At 67.6% G+C, this 13,909-nt stretch carries 15 protein-coding genes; 1 reads left to right on the top strand and 14 read right to left on the bottom strand.

Features of this window, described 5'->3' with window-relative positions; genetic code table 11:
- Nucleotides 1–20: 20 nt before the first annotated feature.
- Genes HMPREF9440_RS09160 through tadA form a run of 5 tightly spaced genes read right to left on the bottom strand, consistent with a single transcriptional unit; the run spans nucleotide 21 to nucleotide 5,308 of the window.
- Nucleotides 21–674, bottom strand: a complete 654-nt coding sequence (locus HMPREF9440_RS09160) for a hypothetical protein (RefSeq protein WP_008543557.1) — start codon at nucleotides 672–674, stop codon at nucleotides 21–23.
- 33 nt (nucleotides 675–707) lie between these two features.
- Nucleotides 708–1,328, bottom strand: coding sequence for a LysE family translocator (locus tag HMPREF9440_RS09165; RefSeq protein ID WP_008543559.1), 621 nt, complete (start codon nucleotides 1,326–1,328; stop codon nucleotides 708–710).
- The gene (locus HMPREF9440_RS09170; RefSeq protein ID WP_008543561.1) at nucleotides 1,325–3,343 is read right to left on the bottom strand and encodes an ATP-binding protein; all 2,019 of its coding nucleotides are present in this window, start codon (nucleotides 3,341–3,343) and stop codon (nucleotides 1,325–1,327) included. Before HMPREF9440_RS09170 ends, HMPREF9440_RS09165 begins: the two co-directional genes overlap by 4 nt.
- Nucleotides 3,340–4,365 (bottom strand): S66 peptidase family protein, encoded by a 1,026-nt coding sequence (locus HMPREF9440_RS09175; protein WP_157180702.1) that lies wholly within the window; start codon nucleotides 4,363–4,365, stop codon nucleotides 3,340–3,342. The genes HMPREF9440_RS09170 and HMPREF9440_RS09175 overlap by 4 nt, the downstream gene beginning before the upstream one ends.
- Before the next feature lie 25 nt (nucleotides 4,366–4,390).
- Nucleotides 4,391–5,308, bottom strand: a complete 918-nt coding sequence (tadA, locus tag HMPREF9440_RS09180) for a tRNA adenosine(34) deaminase TadA (protein ID WP_245523605.1) — start codon at nucleotides 5,306–5,308, stop codon at nucleotides 4,391–4,393.
- 70 nt (nucleotides 5,309–5,378) lie between these two features.
- Here tadA and HMPREF9440_RS09185 point away from each other — a divergent pair, with 70 nt between their 5' ends.
- Complete coding sequence (locus HMPREF9440_RS09185) at nucleotides 5,379–5,804, top strand: hypothetical protein (protein ID WP_008543565.1); 426 nt, start codon at nucleotides 5,379–5,381, stop codon at nucleotides 5,802–5,804.
- A gap of 113 nt (nucleotides 5,805–5,917) precedes the next feature.
- Here the strand turns inward: HMPREF9440_RS09185 and HMPREF9440_RS09190 are convergent, their stop codons facing one another.
- The 9 genes from HMPREF9440_RS09190 to lpxD all read right to left on the bottom strand — a co-directional run.
- Nucleotides 5,918–6,220, bottom strand: coding sequence for a helix-turn-helix transcriptional regulator (locus HMPREF9440_RS09190; protein ID WP_008543566.1), 303 nt, complete (start codon nucleotides 6,218–6,220; stop codon nucleotides 5,918–5,920).
- Nucleotides 6,217–7,389 carry an iron-containing alcohol dehydrogenase gene (locus HMPREF9440_RS09195; protein WP_008543567.1) on the bottom strand — a complete coding sequence of 391 codons (1,173 nt, stop codon included), beginning with the start codon at nucleotides 7,387–7,389 and terminating at the stop codon, nucleotides 6,217–6,219. The genes HMPREF9440_RS09190 and HMPREF9440_RS09195 overlap by 4 nt, the downstream gene beginning before the upstream one ends.
- Nucleotides 7,390–7,491: 102 nt before the next feature.
- The gene (locus HMPREF9440_RS09200; protein WP_008543568.1) at nucleotides 7,492–8,292 is read right to left on the bottom strand and encodes a TrmH family RNA methyltransferase; all 801 of its coding nucleotides are present in this window, start codon (nucleotides 8,290–8,292) and stop codon (nucleotides 7,492–7,494) included.
- Nucleotides 8,293–8,964 (bottom strand): ribonuclease HII, encoded by a 672-nt coding sequence (rnhB, locus tag HMPREF9440_RS09205; protein WP_008543570.1) that lies wholly within the window; start codon nucleotides 8,962–8,964, stop codon nucleotides 8,293–8,295.
- Nucleotides 8,965–9,059: 95 nt separating this feature from the next.
- The gene (lpxB, locus tag HMPREF9440_RS09210; RefSeq protein WP_008543572.1) at nucleotides 9,060–10,247 is read right to left on the bottom strand and encodes a lipid-A-disaccharide synthase; all 1,188 of its coding nucleotides are present in this window, start codon (nucleotides 10,245–10,247) and stop codon (nucleotides 9,060–9,062) included.
- A gap of 82 nt (nucleotides 10,248–10,329) precedes the next feature.
- Nucleotides 10,330–11,121, bottom strand: coding sequence for an acyl-ACP--UDP-N-acetylglucosamine O-acyltransferase (gene lpxA / locus HMPREF9440_RS09215; RefSeq protein WP_008543573.1), 792 nt, complete (start codon nucleotides 11,119–11,121; stop codon nucleotides 10,330–10,332).
- Between the two features lie 239 nt (nucleotides 11,122–11,360).
- Complete coding sequence (locus HMPREF9440_RS09220; protein WP_008543574.1) at nucleotides 11,361–12,032, bottom strand: hypothetical protein; 672 nt, start codon at nucleotides 12,030–12,032, stop codon at nucleotides 11,361–11,363.
- A gap of 249 nt (nucleotides 12,033–12,281) precedes the next feature.
- Nucleotides 12,282–12,740 (bottom strand): 3-hydroxyacyl-ACP dehydratase FabZ, encoded by a 459-nt coding sequence (fabZ, locus tag HMPREF9440_RS09225; RefSeq protein WP_008543575.1) that lies wholly within the window; start codon nucleotides 12,738–12,740, stop codon nucleotides 12,282–12,284.
- 154 nt (nucleotides 12,741–12,894) lie between these two features.
- A partial coding sequence (gene lpxD / locus HMPREF9440_RS09230) for a UDP-3-O-(3-hydroxymyristoyl)glucosamine N-acyltransferase (protein ID WP_008543578.1) occupies nucleotides 12,895–13,909 on the bottom strand: 1,015 nt, incomplete at its 5' end.

The raw sequence follows: 13,909 nt of genomic DNA on the forward strand, positions 1-13,909 counted from the left end.
CAGGTCCGAAATACGTACCCTCATCCCATGGCGGTCTCGGGGTAGTGCGCGAGCCGGTAGGCGGTCTCTTCGCGTTGGAACTTCTCCACGGCTTCGCGGGCCTTCCGGGGCCAGTCCTTCTGGTCCGCGGCGGCGAGAAGCTTCTTGGAGAAGACCGCGGAGGTGACGGAGAGAAACTCGTCCACTGCGGCGCCCGCGACGCGGTCTTCTTCGCGGAGGCTCGGGAGGATTTCGTTTCGCCAACCGTTCAAGACCGCGCGGACTTCGTCCAACACCCGATCGGGCTCACCCTTTTTGAGCGCCCCCGAGCCCTTCACCATCGGGCGGATCGCCGCCTTGAAGGCGGCGCGGATCCCCAGGCCGAAGCGCTTCAGGGCGCGCTCGCGGCGTTCCTTCGGGCGCTTGAGCGCGACGGCCAAAAGCTCCCGCGAGACGCCGCCCGCGAGAAAGGTCGAGAGCGGACGCTGCGGCGGGCGCATGCGGACGTAGTTCTTGAGGTTCCGGAGAAACTCCTCGCTCGGGTACGTGTCGCGGTTGACGAGGAGCACCGCGGGAAGAAAGAAGTACGTCTCCACCGCGTAGCGGCAGTCCGTGTCGCCCGGGGCCATGACAAGGCCCTGCTTGAATTCGATCTGTCGGCTCCCGTGAAGCCGGATGCTCTCGGCGACGCGCATGGTGAACCTCCTGCCTGACCTTCCGAGATTACCTCAGAAGAACGTGCCCCACAGCACCCACAGCGCAAGTCCGATGAAGACGAACCCGGTGATGCGGGTCATGAGAATGGGCCCGTTCCCCTTCATGAGGAACCGGCGGGCGTGCCCGGCGGCGACGGCGTAGGCGATCATCGTCGCGAACACCATCAGGACGTAGACCGAGACCAAAAGCGTCACCTGCGGGACGTAGGGAATCGCGGGGTCGATGAACTGAGGAAGGAGCGACACCGCGAAGATCATCGGCTGCGGGTTCGTGAGCGAAATCACGATCGCCTTCACGAAGAGCGTGCGGCCGCTCTCTTCGCCCCCGAAGCCCGGCGCGTGCGCGCGCGGGGCCGAAGCCAGGAGCTTCTTGACGCCCAGGTAGACGAGCACCCCGGCGCCCGCGGTCTTCACCGCGGCGAAGAGCTTCGGGCTCGCCGCCATGATGACGCCCAACCCCGAGACGGCCAGCACGAAGAGGATCCCGATCCCGAGCGCGAGCCCCAGGGCCGCGCCCACCGTCCGGCGCCAACCGTTTTCGACCGCGAGCGTCACGATCATCACGACGCCGAGACCGGGCGTGAGGATGTTGACCCAACTCGTCAGGAGAAAGAGTGCGAAGTGTTCGCTCATCGCGCCGCTCCTTCGGTCGCGTCCTCGGAAGACCCGTCGGCGTGGGGAGCGTCGGGTGCCTCAGAAGCTTCCCGGTCCTTGGCCGCCTCCGCCTCCGCTTCGCGCAGGAGCGCCGCGACGGCTTGATTGAGCACGTCGGGCGTCACCGGCTTCTGGAGCACCTGCGGCATCTTCTCGGGGCGTTCGCCGTCGGCCTGACGGAGTTCTTCGAGGTCGGCTTCAATGAGGTCCGCCGCCACCGCCGTCACGACGACGGTGGGCACCGCACGGCCGACGAGGCGCTCCAGCCTCGCCGCGAATTCGATCCCCGTCGGCTCGTCTTCGCCGAAGTTGTAGTCGGTGATCAAGACGAAGGGCTTCCCGTCCGTCCCTTCCGCCTCTTCGGCGTGCGCGAGGAAGGCGGAGAGCGTCGTTTCGTCGGGCGTACCGGAATCCACCACGTCGGCGCCCCAGCTGCGGAGCGTCGCCGCCAGGGCTTCCCGCACGGTCGGATTGTCTTCGAGGAGCGCCGCATGCGCGCGGATCGTCTCCAACGCGCGGCGCGCAGGACGCCCGCCCGGAAGGGCGGCGCCGGCGCCGCCCGGCGTCACGGCGATCCTGAAGACGCTCCCGCGGCCCGGGCGCGAGCCCACGGAAATCTTCCAGTCGAGCTGCTTCGCCAAGCCCTTCACGATCGAGAGCCCGAGACCGAAGCCCGACCCCGGGCGGTCCATGCCGGCGCGCCCGCGGTAGAAGGTTTCGAAAATGCGCTGGGTCTCCTCCGCGCTCATCCCGGGGCCGGAGTCGTAGACCCCGAAGACGATGCGGCCGTCGAAGCGCCTCGCCCCGAGGACCACCTCGCCCTCGGCGGTGTAGCGAAGCGCATTGGTGAGGAAATTGCGAAGCCCCCGGAGGAGCAGCTGCCGGTCGGTGCGCACCGTCGCGTCGGGAGGGAGCCTCGTCGCGGTGTGGAATTGAAGCCCGGCTTTGGCGGCCTGCGGCGCGAATTCTTCCTGAAGCTGCCCCAGCACGTCGGCGACGGCCACGTCTTCGACGTGGATCTCGACGCGCCCGAACTCCATGCGGGTGACTTCGAGGACCTGCTCGACCAGGGTCGAGATCGACGTGGAGACGGCGGTCAGCTGCTGGACGACGGGCGCCGTCTGGGGCGTGGTGCGCCGCTGCAGGATATCGAGGTAGATCCCCATCGCCTGAAGGGGCTGACGGAGGTCGTGATTCGCCGCCGCGAAGAAGCGGGCGCGCTTCGCGCTCTCGGCTTCCGCGGCCCGGCGCGCATTCTGCGCGCGGTGGATTTCGGTGCGAAGGCGCAGCACCAGACGTTGGTTCTCGGCGTCGGTGAGGATCGAGCTCACGACCATTTCGGACAACCTGCGGCCGCAATAGAAGATGAAGACCGTCACCGCGACGATGATCACGGAAATCAGCGTGCGGCTCACGGAGTACTGCACCGCGACCGCGACGGTCAGGGGCGCCAGGGAGAGGAGCGTGAAGGCGGTGAGGCTCGGCATCCAGCACGCATAGACGGGCCAGCTCGCGAAGGTCACGGCGACGATGACGGCCACGGTCGTCACCTGCGTGACGCCCGAGACCGGAAACGGGAACACCGCCCCGGCGATTCCCCAAACGAGCCCCGCCCCGAAGGCGAGCCACGTCCAACGGCGGATCCAGATGCGCACCCGCGCGACCCGCTCGCGGTCGCGCCAGAAGTTCCTCGCAAAGAGAAGCGACATGTAGATGACGATCAACCCCAGCACGGCCCAAACGACGAGAAACCACTGGCTCATTCCGGACTCCCAGAAGAGCCCGAGAAGGGATACCATCCCGACGAACTGCGCCGCCAAGGCGACGGGGTGAAGCCTCAGCATCGAGTGGATGAGCTTCACGAGCGTGCGCGCGGTGATGCTGCGCGCGGCGGGGGTGAGGAAGAACGCCTTCAGAAAGTCCCGCGTGCGGCGGGCGGTGCGGGCCGTACGACCTTTCCTGCCGTTGAGGCCGTCTTTCGCTGCGGAGGTCACGAGGAGAGCCCTCCTTCCAGAAGAGCGCCGACCGACGCGAGGTGCGCTCGGCCCTCGCCGACAGTGAGTTCGGCTTCAACGCCGAAGGGCACCGCGCGGCGCTCCGCCCCGTGCCCGATGGGGAAGTCCGAGACGAGCGCCGTCCCGGCGGGGAGAATGCTCCGGATGAAGGCGACGGCGTCCGCGAGCCGGAAGTCGTTCGTCCACTTGGCGGCGCGGTCGGCCCCGGCGAAGTTCCCGAGGAGCACGGCGCGCTGGTGCCCGAGGATCCCGGCGTCGGCAAGTTGAAGGAGCATCCGCTCGATCCGGTAGGCGCTCTCGCCCACGTCTTCGAGGTAGAGGATCCCGCCCGACATCCGTTCGGCGTCAAGCCACGGCGTCCCGACGAGGCTCGTCACCATCGCGAGGTTGCCGCCCCAGAGGAGTCCCCGCTGCGTGAAGGACCAGGCGTCGGCCGACGCCGTCTTCCAGGAGAAGCCCGGCCAGGCTTCGGGCGTGGTCTTGGCGGCCGCGAAGAACGCCTCGACGCTCTCTTTGTTCAACGTCGTCGGCGCGTCGGGCGTGTTGACGAGGTGCGCAAAGGAACTCAGCGTCGGCCCGTGCCAGGAGGCGCGGCCGGTCTTGGTCCAAAGCGCCGCCTGGTACGCCGTGAAGTCCGAAAACCCCATCGCGGGGATCTTGGATTCGGCAAGAGCCGACCAGTCGAAGCGCCGCAGAAGCCGCGTCATCCCGTAGCCGCCGCGAAGCGCGAGCACAAGATCCGCGTCCGAGGTCGCCGCCCGCATCCACGCGAGCGCTCGCGCCTCGTCCGTATCGGAAAACCGCCCGACGCTTCGCATGACGCCGTAGAGCGTCGCCGAGGCGCCTTGGGTTTCGAGCCAACGGAGGCCCTTTTCAAGGAGGGCGTGGTCGACCTCGCCCTCGGGGGTGAGAAGCTGGCGCGAAGGCGCCGCCACGGCGACGTGAAGGCCATCAAGAGGCAGGTCTTCAAGAGGCCTCACGGGACCATCGGATTCCGGCATTTTGGGGTTCGCGGGCATCAGGGCCTCACTTCGCGCGGCGCGCGGCAAAAAAGTCGGAGAGAAGCTTCGCGGCGGCCTCGGCCCCCACGCCCGACGTGACGTGCGGGCGGTGGTTGACGCCGGGGACGGCGAAGAGTTCCAAGGCGCCCGCCACCGCGCCGCGTCGGGGGTCAGGCGCCCCGTAGACGATCCGCGCGCAGCGCGCCTCCGCGATCGCCCCCGCGCACATCGGGCAGGGTTCGAGCGTGACGTAGAGCGTGGTGCCGTTCAAGCGGTGGTTCCCGAGCTTTCTCGCCGCCTCCCGCATCACGAGCACCTCGGCGTGCGCCGTCGGATCCTTGTCGCGGATCGTGCGGTTGCCCGCACGGGCGACGATCTCGCCCTCCCTCACCAACACCGCCCCGACGGGGACCTCACCCGCGGCGCCCGCGGCCTCGGCCTCCTTTTGGGCTTCCGCCATGAAGCGCGCGTCCGCCTCGTCGTCGATGAGGGGCGCGGGCGGCGCGTTCACCTCGCGGTTGCGGGCTTGGAGCGCTTCGCGGGCGCGCCGGCGGCGCTCCTCCAGAATCACCTGGGCGCTTTCGATCTCGTCCAAAAGCCTGCAGCGGGAGACGTCGATCCGGGGTTCGAGCCTGGAGACGAAACCACCGTCCGTTTCTTCCAAAAGCCCCCAGGATTTGGCGAGCGCGATCAATTCTTCGGGTTCGGCGCGCAGCCAATCGGCTTCGTCGCGAAGGAATCCCTTGACGGCGCGCTCCAGCGCCTCGCTGTCGAACGTCCCCTCGGGGACGCCCAAAAGCATCGCGCCCGCGACGACCCTCAGGTCGTCTTCGTTCGCGCGTCCGATCGACTCGAGTCCGGCGCCGCGGCGGATCGAGAGCGCGGTGAAGCGCTCGACGTCCGCGGTCGAGTAGTCGGGCTGAAGCATGCGGTAGGCGCTCACGGGCGGGCTCTCCTAAAATAGGCGCGGAAACCTTCCCGAAAACACAATCTTTTCTTCGGAACGCCGCGCCATGCTGAGACTGAACGTTGCGGCCGCACTGTCGGCCGCGCTTCTTGGAATTGTACCCGCCGCCGCTTGGGCCTCCGCCCAAAGCGAGAAGCTCGCAACCTGCCTGCACCAGAACGCGGGCCAGGCCGACAAGGAGGCGCTCGTCCAGTGGGCGTTTGTCGCGATCGGCCGCACCTCGCCCGCCCGCGAAGTGGTCCGCATCCCCGACGCGAAGACCCGCCAGGTCGAATCGAACGCGCAGAAGATGCTCACCCGCCTCGTCACGAAGCACTGCGCCCGCGAGGCGGCGACGCTCGCCTTCACCGACCCCAAGAACGGCCTGCAGGACACTTTGGGCGAGCTCGCCCGCAAGCTCGCCGCGGACGAGTTGAAGAAGCGCGTGAACCCCGTGCTTCCGCTCACGATCACGGATCTGCTCAAGCCCTGAGCGGGCTCGGATTCGGCGGGTTCCCTGCCCGCCCCCGAACGACTTCGGCCCCGGTTCCCCGGGGCCGATTCGTTTCGGAGCCTATGGGTGGTGGCTTCAGCAACGCTGAGCCGTCAGTCTTCCTTCTCCGACGCCTGAGGATGCTGCGCCTCCTCCCAACGCTTCGCCGTGTCGAGCCACGGGGCCGCGCCCGTCCCGAAGACGGAGCCCGCGATGGTCGCGACTTCGGTCGTCATCGGGATCCGCCCCGCGAGGAGCTTTTCAAAGTCGTCCGGGCGCATCCCGAACCACTTCGCCGCCACCGTGGCGGGCGTGTCGTCCAACACTTCCGCAAGGAGGACGCCCGGGTGGAGCGCCGCCCCCGTATCCCGGGACTTCCCCGCCCCGCGCTTCGGCGTCGATGCGTTGGGCTTCATCGCGCGGACTCCAAAATCGCGGCCACGTCCGCGGCCGCCAGGGGGAGAAGCTTCCCGACGGTGCCCGCGCCGCAGCAGCGGCGGGCGATCTCTTCGGTCGGGCAGTCCTTCGCGCCCAGTTCCTCCAGCGTCTGCGGAAGCCCGATCGAGGCCGTCCACGTGCGGAACTTCGCGATCCCCAACGCAATCGTCTTCTCCGCCGTTTCCTGCGGCGCGACGCCCATGACGTTCACCGCGAAGGCTTCAAAGCGCGCGGGGCGAAGCGCCGCGACGTAGCGCATCCACGCCGGGATCACGACCGAGAGGCCCGTCCCGTGCGTGATCGATTCGCGCCAGCCCGAGATCGCGTGTTCGATCGCGTGGCAGGCCCAGTCCTCTTCGCGGCCCATGCCGAAGTAGCCGTTGTGCGCGAAGCTCCCCGCCAACCCCGCCTGGCACCAGGCGTCGTAGTTGCTCGGATCCTCATAGACCTTCGGGGCCGTCTCGATGATCGTGCGCATGGCCGCTTCGGCCTGGCCGTCGACGTACTGGGTGTTTTCGGTCGCGGAGAAGTAGCGCTCCATGATGTGGGAGCACATGTCCACGAGCCCCGCGCCGATCTGCGTGCGCGGGAGCGTCGCAAAGCGTTCCGGATTGATGAAGGCGGCCTTCGGGCGGATGCACTCGGCGCCGACGCCCGTCTTCGTTTCGCCGTGCGTGATCACGCAGCGGATCGACTGTTCGGACCCGGCCGCCGGAATCGTGAGCACCGCGTAGATGGGGAGCGCCTTCTCAGCGACGCGCTTCCCCGTGAAGAAGTCCCAAACGTCCGCCTTCGGGTCGTCGGCGAGCATCAACGCAATCGCCTTCGCCGTGTCGATGACGCTCCCGCCCCCGACCGCGATCACCGCGGCGGGCGCTTCGCCGCGGAAGGCTTCCGCGGTTTCCTTGACGAACGAGAGCCTGGGATTGGGCTGCACCCCGCCCTTCTCAAAGACCTCCAGCCCGGCTTCCGTGAGCGAGGCCGTCACGAGCCCGAGGAGGCCCGAACGCTTGGCGGAACCCCCGCCGTAGACGACGAGCACCTTGCCGCCGACGCCCGTCTGGGCGGCGACGAGGCCGCCGATCTTCGCTTCAGCCGTGCGCCCAAAGACGAGGCGCGTGGGATTGCAGTAGGAAAAGTCGAGCATGGGGGAGTCCTCTGAATCTGTGGTGGGTCAAGACAACCCCTGAAGGATACTCCCCCGCGGCCGGAAGAGGAACCGGCAAAAACCGTCTTCCCCGGCCCAATCTCAAATCATTCGGCGACGCCGGGTCTCAAAGAGGCAGACCGCGGCCGCGGCGCCGACGTTCAAGGACTCGCACGCGGCTTCGATCGGGATGAGGCGCCGCGCATCGGCGACGGCGAGAGCGGCGTCGGACACCCCCGGTCCCTCGGCCCCCATGATCCAGGCGACGGGGCCATCCGTCGCCATCGGGGCCGTGAAGAGGTTCTCACCCCCGCGCGCGTCCGCGGCTAGGATCTGCCCCTTGAACGCGCCCCTGAAGGCTTCGGGCGTCACGCCCTCGAAGATCCGCGCGCCGAAGTGCGCGCCCATCCCGGCGCGGAGCACCTTCGGGGCCCAGAGCTGCGCGGTGCCCGGAGACGCCGCGATCGTGCGGAAGCCCGCCGCCACCGCGGTGCGGATCAAGGTCCCCGCGTTCCCCGCATCCTGAATGCCGTCGAGGTAGAGCACGTCCGCGCTCCCGAAGTCGAGCGCGTCCGTCTTCGGGACCGGCATCTCGCACATGATCCCGACGCCGTGCTCGACGGGCGCCAACTCGTCGTAGAGGCGGTCGGCCAGGACGTAGACGCGGGCGTTCTTCTCCCGCATCAGCGCTTCGGCGAGGTCCAAGGCCTCGTCCGTCGCGGTCTTCTCTGACAAAAGCACCGCATCGACCGCGATCTTGGGGTTCTCTAGCGCCGACTCGGCCAAATGGATCCCTTCGATCAGGGTCGCGCCTTCGCGCTTCACCGCGCGGGCTTCCTTCGCGAGCTTCCGCCAGCGCTTCATGCGGGGGTTGGCGTCGCTTTCGATGATGGTTCGGCTCATTTACTCTTCCACTTCGCGGGCTTCGCCCGACGCGAGCATGCTTTTGACGGGTTCAAAGGAGCGGCGGTGCACGGGAAGCACACCCAGCGTGCGGATCGCCTCGATGTGCGCGGCGGTGCCGTAGCCGGCGTGCTTCGCGAAGCCGTAGCCGGGCCAGCGCTCATCGTAATGCGCGACCAGCTCGTCGCGCGCGGTTTTCGCGAGAATCGATGCGGCGGAAATGGCCGGCACCTTGGCGTCGCCCTTGACGATCGCCTCGACCGGAACATTCAACCGCGGCGTGCGGTTCCCGTCGACGACGACGCGGGTGGGCGCGACCTTCAGGCCCTCCACCGCGCGCGTCATCGTCGCCATCGTGCTCTGCAGGATGTTGATGCGGTCGATCTCCTCCACCTCACCCCACGCGACGCACCAGGCAAGCGCCTTTTCGCGGATTTCGCGGGCAAGCGCCTCGCGCTTCTTCGCGGTGAGCTTCTTGGAGTCCGCCAACCCTTCGATCGGGCGCGCGGGATCGAGGATCACCGCGGCCGCGCAGACGGGCCCGGCCAGGGGGCCGCGTCCGGCTTCGTCGACCCCGGCCACGTACCGGTCGGCGTCTTCGCCCCAGAGCGACCCGCCGAAGAGATCGTCTTCAGCGGGGAGCGGTTGGGCGGTGGAGTTCTTCTTCGGCATGGGTTCCTTATCAACGACGACGCCCGCACGGGCTCCTGGGCCCCGCACGGGCGTGGGTTTTGTGGCCGGACGGCCGTCCGGCCTCAGAGGGCGTCTCAGCGGCCGCCCGCGCGGCGCTTCGTCATCTCCATGATGACGTCGGCGGCGAGGTTGGGCGTGTCCGCAATGAGGCTCTCGTGGAGCGCACTGAAGCGTTCCTGGAGTTCCTTGCGGCGGACGTCGTTCGTGATCGCGTCTTCGAGCGCGTACGAGATCGGGTCGGCTTCGCAGAAGTACTGGAGGAATTCCGGCACGACGTTTTCGCCCAAAAGGATGTTGGGAAGCGAGACGTGGCGGATCAACGCCTTCTTCTGCATGATCATGCCGGTCAACGCAGGCATCTTGTAGCCCACCACCATCGGCTTCTTGTAGAGCGCGCACTCCAGCGCCGCGGTGCCCGAAGCGACCAGCACGGCGTCGGCCGCCTCGATCATGCGGTGGCTCTTCCCGACCGCGATCTTCATGAACTTCGCGAGGCGCGGGCGCAGGCTCGCGTGGAAGATCACGTCGGCGCGGGCCTTTTCGTCCGCGACGGGGATGAGGACGTGCATGTCGCCCAAGCGGTGGAGCACCTTCTCAACCGCGTCGAAGAAGGCCGGGCCGCAGCCCTTCACTTCGTCGATGCGAGAGCCCGGCATCAGCGTGACGACGGGAAGGCCGTCGTCCACTTCGAATTCGCGACGGGCACCCATCGTGTCGGGTTCCATCGGAATGACGTTCGCGAGCGGGTGGCCGACGTATGTCGCGGGGATCCCGGCGCGCTTGTAGAGGTCGACTTCGAAGGGGAAGACGAGAAGCATGTGGTCGACCGCACGGCGCACGTCCTGGATGCGTTCGGGACGCCAGGCCCAAATAGACGGGCTCACGAAATGCACCACGGGAACGCCCTTGCGGCGAAGCTTCGCTTCGAGCCCGAGGTTGAAGTCCGGGGCGTCGACGCCCACGAAGACCTGCGGCATCGAGTCGGCGAACCGGCGCACGAGGTCGGAGCGCAGACGCACGAGGCGCGGCAGGTGCGAGAGCACCTCGACGTAGCCGCGGACGGAGAGCTCACGGATGTCGTGCCAGGCATGGAACCCCGCCTCGACCATGCGCGGGCCGCCCACGCCGTACTGCGGCGCGCCCTGCATGCGGCGTGCGACTTCGGGGATGACGAGGCTCGCGATGAAGTCGCCGCTCGCTTCGCCCGCGAGCCAGATGGCGCCGTTCTTCTCGGGGGTGGGAACAAGGTGATGGTTGCCCATGCTTCTCTCCAGTAATCTTTCTCGGGGTCTTCTTGGGGAATGCTTCGGAAATGCTTCGGAAACGGGGTCGCGTCCGGTGTCTTCAGCTGCGGATGATGCCGCGCTTCGACGCCGCGACGAATTCGCGGAAGTGGCGGAGTTCCTGCGCGGCCGCGGGGAATTCGGCTTCAAGCGCTTCGATCTTCGCGAGGGCTTCCTTCAAAATCAGCCCTTCGCGGTAGAGCGCGCCGTAGGCGCGGCGCATCGCGCGCATCATCTGGTCGTCCCAGCCCTTGCGGCGAAGCCCCACGATGTTGAGCCCGGCGGGGACGCAGGGGTTCAGGTGACAGATCACATAGGGGGGCACGTCCTGAAGGACGGCGGAGGCGCCGCCCACCATGGCGTTCCGGCCGATGCGCACGAACTGGTGCACGCCCGTCTGGCCGCCGATGATCGCGGCGTCTTCAACCGTGACGTGGCCCGCAAGCGCGACGTTGTTCGCGAGGATCACGTCGTCGCCCACGACGCAGTCGTGCGCGACGTGCGCGTTCGCCATGAAGAGGCCGCGGCTCCCGACGCGGGTGTGGCCTTCGTCCTGAACGGTCCCGATCGAGAACGTGCAGTTCTCGCGGATCACGTTGTCGTCGCCGATCGTGAGCATCGTGTCTTCGCCCGCGTACTTCTTGTCCTGCGGACGGCAGCCGATCGAGGAGCCCGCGAAGATTTCGTTGCGGCAGCCGATCGTCGTGCGCCCTTCGACGACGACGTGACTGCGCAGCACCGTCCCCGCACCGATGCGGACGTCGGGTCCGACGAGGGAGAACGGACCGACGACCACGTCGTCGGCAAGTTCGGCGCGCGGGTCGACCACGGCGCTCGGATGAATCTGAGCCATTGATGTTCGGTTCCTGAGGTTGGGGGCTTCGGCGCCGGAGCCATGCGTCACGGCGGCGAAACGGAATCGCTTCTGCCCGAAACTCTAAGTCTTTCGGATTAAGGCGAGGTTATGGCCGCCATTATAAGGAGCCGCTCCAAAACGCAAAAGCCCCCGGTTTTTCGGGGACTTTTCGAGGCGTTTCCGGCGGGCGATTCCGCATACCCCGGAGGGGTACGCGGGCCGCGCCCGGCAGAAACCTACTTGGCGGACGCTTCGGCCTTTTCGGCCTTTTCGGCGGGCTCCGCGTCCTGCCCTTCGGCTTCGGCCTGGGCCAGCGCGGCGGCCTCTTCAAGGGCGGCCTTCTCCGCCATCTCGGCCTTGACGTGCTCGGGGATGATGACGTGCTTCAGGATCTCCGGCCCGTAGCGCTCGGGGAGCGCCTCGACGCACATGCTCTCCAAGGTCTTGTGGCGCTCGGTGAGCACCTCGGGCTGCGCCCCCATCATGATGGCGCTCGCCTTCTCGAACTCCTCGCGCGTGCTCTGCGCGAAGACCTCAAGGCAGATGTCGACGGTGCCCTGAATGTCGCCCGCGGCTTCCTTTTGGTCGCGGCGCCCGTAGAAGGCGTCCTCGACGGCGGCGAGCGAGCGCTCAAGCTCCGCCATGATGTCGTCCGCGGCGTCGAAGTTCGCGCAGAGCGGACCCGTCGCTTCGAAGAGGTAGTTGAGGAAGACGAGGTCGAGCTTGTCGGCCGTGCCGAGGAACATCTTCGTCAGGTGCGACTTCGCGCGTTCGCGGAGGTACTCCAGCTGCTTCGGCCGCACGGGCAGCGAGCGCAGGAAGGGCGACGCGCGGCGCTTGCGCGCGGTGTCGTGGGCACGGTGGTTGTTCGGCTTCTTGCGGGAAGACTTCGACTTCGACTTCGGCATGGACGGATGTTCCTGGTCGAAAAAACTAGGGACGGATTGTAGCAATCCCGGCGGGTTTCGCCGCCGCAAATCGGCGCGGAGGCCCGTTCCCGAGCGCCCTGCGGCGCCCTTTCGGGGAAAACGGGGAAAACGCCGACGCGGCTTTGCAACGCCCGTGCGGTCTTCCGGCCCTTCGAACCGATGTGTTCAAAAACGAAACCCTCCGGGCGGCTCGACGGTCCGGAGGGTTTTGGGGGAGTCGGGTCCCGGTTACTTCTTCACGGGGCGGTACGCGCACATCAGCTGCGCCGAGCAGGCGACCTGGCCGTCGACGCGGGCGACGGCTTCGAAGACGCCCAAACCCAGCTTCTGGCGGATGAACTTCCCTTCGATGATCAGCTGGTCGCCCGGCTGCACGACGCGCTTGAAGCGGGCGTTGTCAATGCCGGCGAAGTAGAAGAGGCTGTTGTGGCGGTCGACCCCTTCGGGGAGGCGCGCCAACGCGATGATCGCGCAGGCCTGCGCCATCGCTTCGATCATGAGCACGCCCGGCATGACGGGCACCTGCGGGAAGTGACCGGTGAACTGCGGTTCGTTCGCCGTGATGTTCTTCACGCAGACGACGCGGTCGAGTTCGTCGGAGAGTTCCAGCACCCGGTCGATCAGAAGGAACGGGTAGCGGTGCGGAAGCTGCTCCATGATGTCGGTGATGTTCAGGGTCTTGGGCATTTTCGCTTCAGTGTGGTTTTGGGGTCCTTCGCGCGTTGGGGAAAGGCCCGGATGTCGGTGTTCGGTCTCTTCGGGTTCCGGAGAAGACGCCCGGGGTTCTCCCCGGGCGGCCCGTCTCCGCATTGTCGCGCCATTGTCGCCCGTTTGGGGCCGCTTACGCTTCTCCCTTTCGGATTAGCGTCTCCAATTCCGCGATGCGGCGCTCCAGCGCCTTCACCTCGCGGCGCATCGCCGGGAGGCGCGCGACCATCGCGGCGGTGAGCTGGAATTCCTTCCCTTCCATCGCGGGGAAGAAGCCCGTACGCTGGCAGGCTTCGGGGCCCCAGCCCGTGATCGCCGTCGCCGGACCGATCGCGGACCCGGCCGGGATCTTGATGTGGCCGTTCACCATCGCGGCGCCGCCCACCATCGTGTGGTCGCCCACCTCAGTCGAACCCGCGATGCCGACGCAGGCCGCCATCACGCAGTGGCGGCCGATGCGGTCGTTGTGGCCGAGCTGAATCTGGTTGTCCAACTTCGTCCCTTCGCCCACGACAGTGTCTTCCAAGGCACCGCGGTCGATCGTCGTGTTGGCGCCGACTTCGACGTCGTCCCCCAACACCACGCGGCCGATCTGCGGGATCTTCACCCATTCGCCGAGGAACGGCGCAAAGCCGAAGCCGTCCCCGCCGATCACGCACCCGGGCTGAAGGACGCAGCGGCGGCCGACCTGAGTCTCGGACCCCAAGACGACGTTCGGGTGGATCACCGTGTCTTCACCCACGACCGCATCTTCCCCGATGACGGACCCCGCCCCCACGACGACGCGCGCGCCGATCTTGGCGCCCGCCTTCACGACGGCGTTCGATTCGATCGTGGCCGTGGGATCGACCTCGGCCCCCGCTTCGACGACCGCACCGGGGCGCACGCCCGGTTCGCGCTTCACGGGGAAGAAGACCTGCGAGGCGTACGCGAAGAAGGCGTACGGGTTCGAGGTGAGGACGAGCGTCTGCGAGGGAGCTTCCTCACCCCAGACGCCCGCGACGTCCTTTTCGCGGATCACGACCACGGACGCCTTCGTCGTCTTCATCGCAGCCGCGTACTTGGGGTCGGTCAGAAACGCGATGTCGCCCGGGCCCGCGGCGTCGGGCGGCATGAAGCGGCCGACCGTCGGGTCGGCGGCGGCACCG

It is taken from the genome of Sutterella parvirubra YIT 11816, from assembly GCF_000250875.1.
Lineage (GTDB): Bacteria > Pseudomonadota > Gammaproteobacteria > Burkholderiales > Burkholderiaceae_F > Sutterella > Sutterella parvirubra.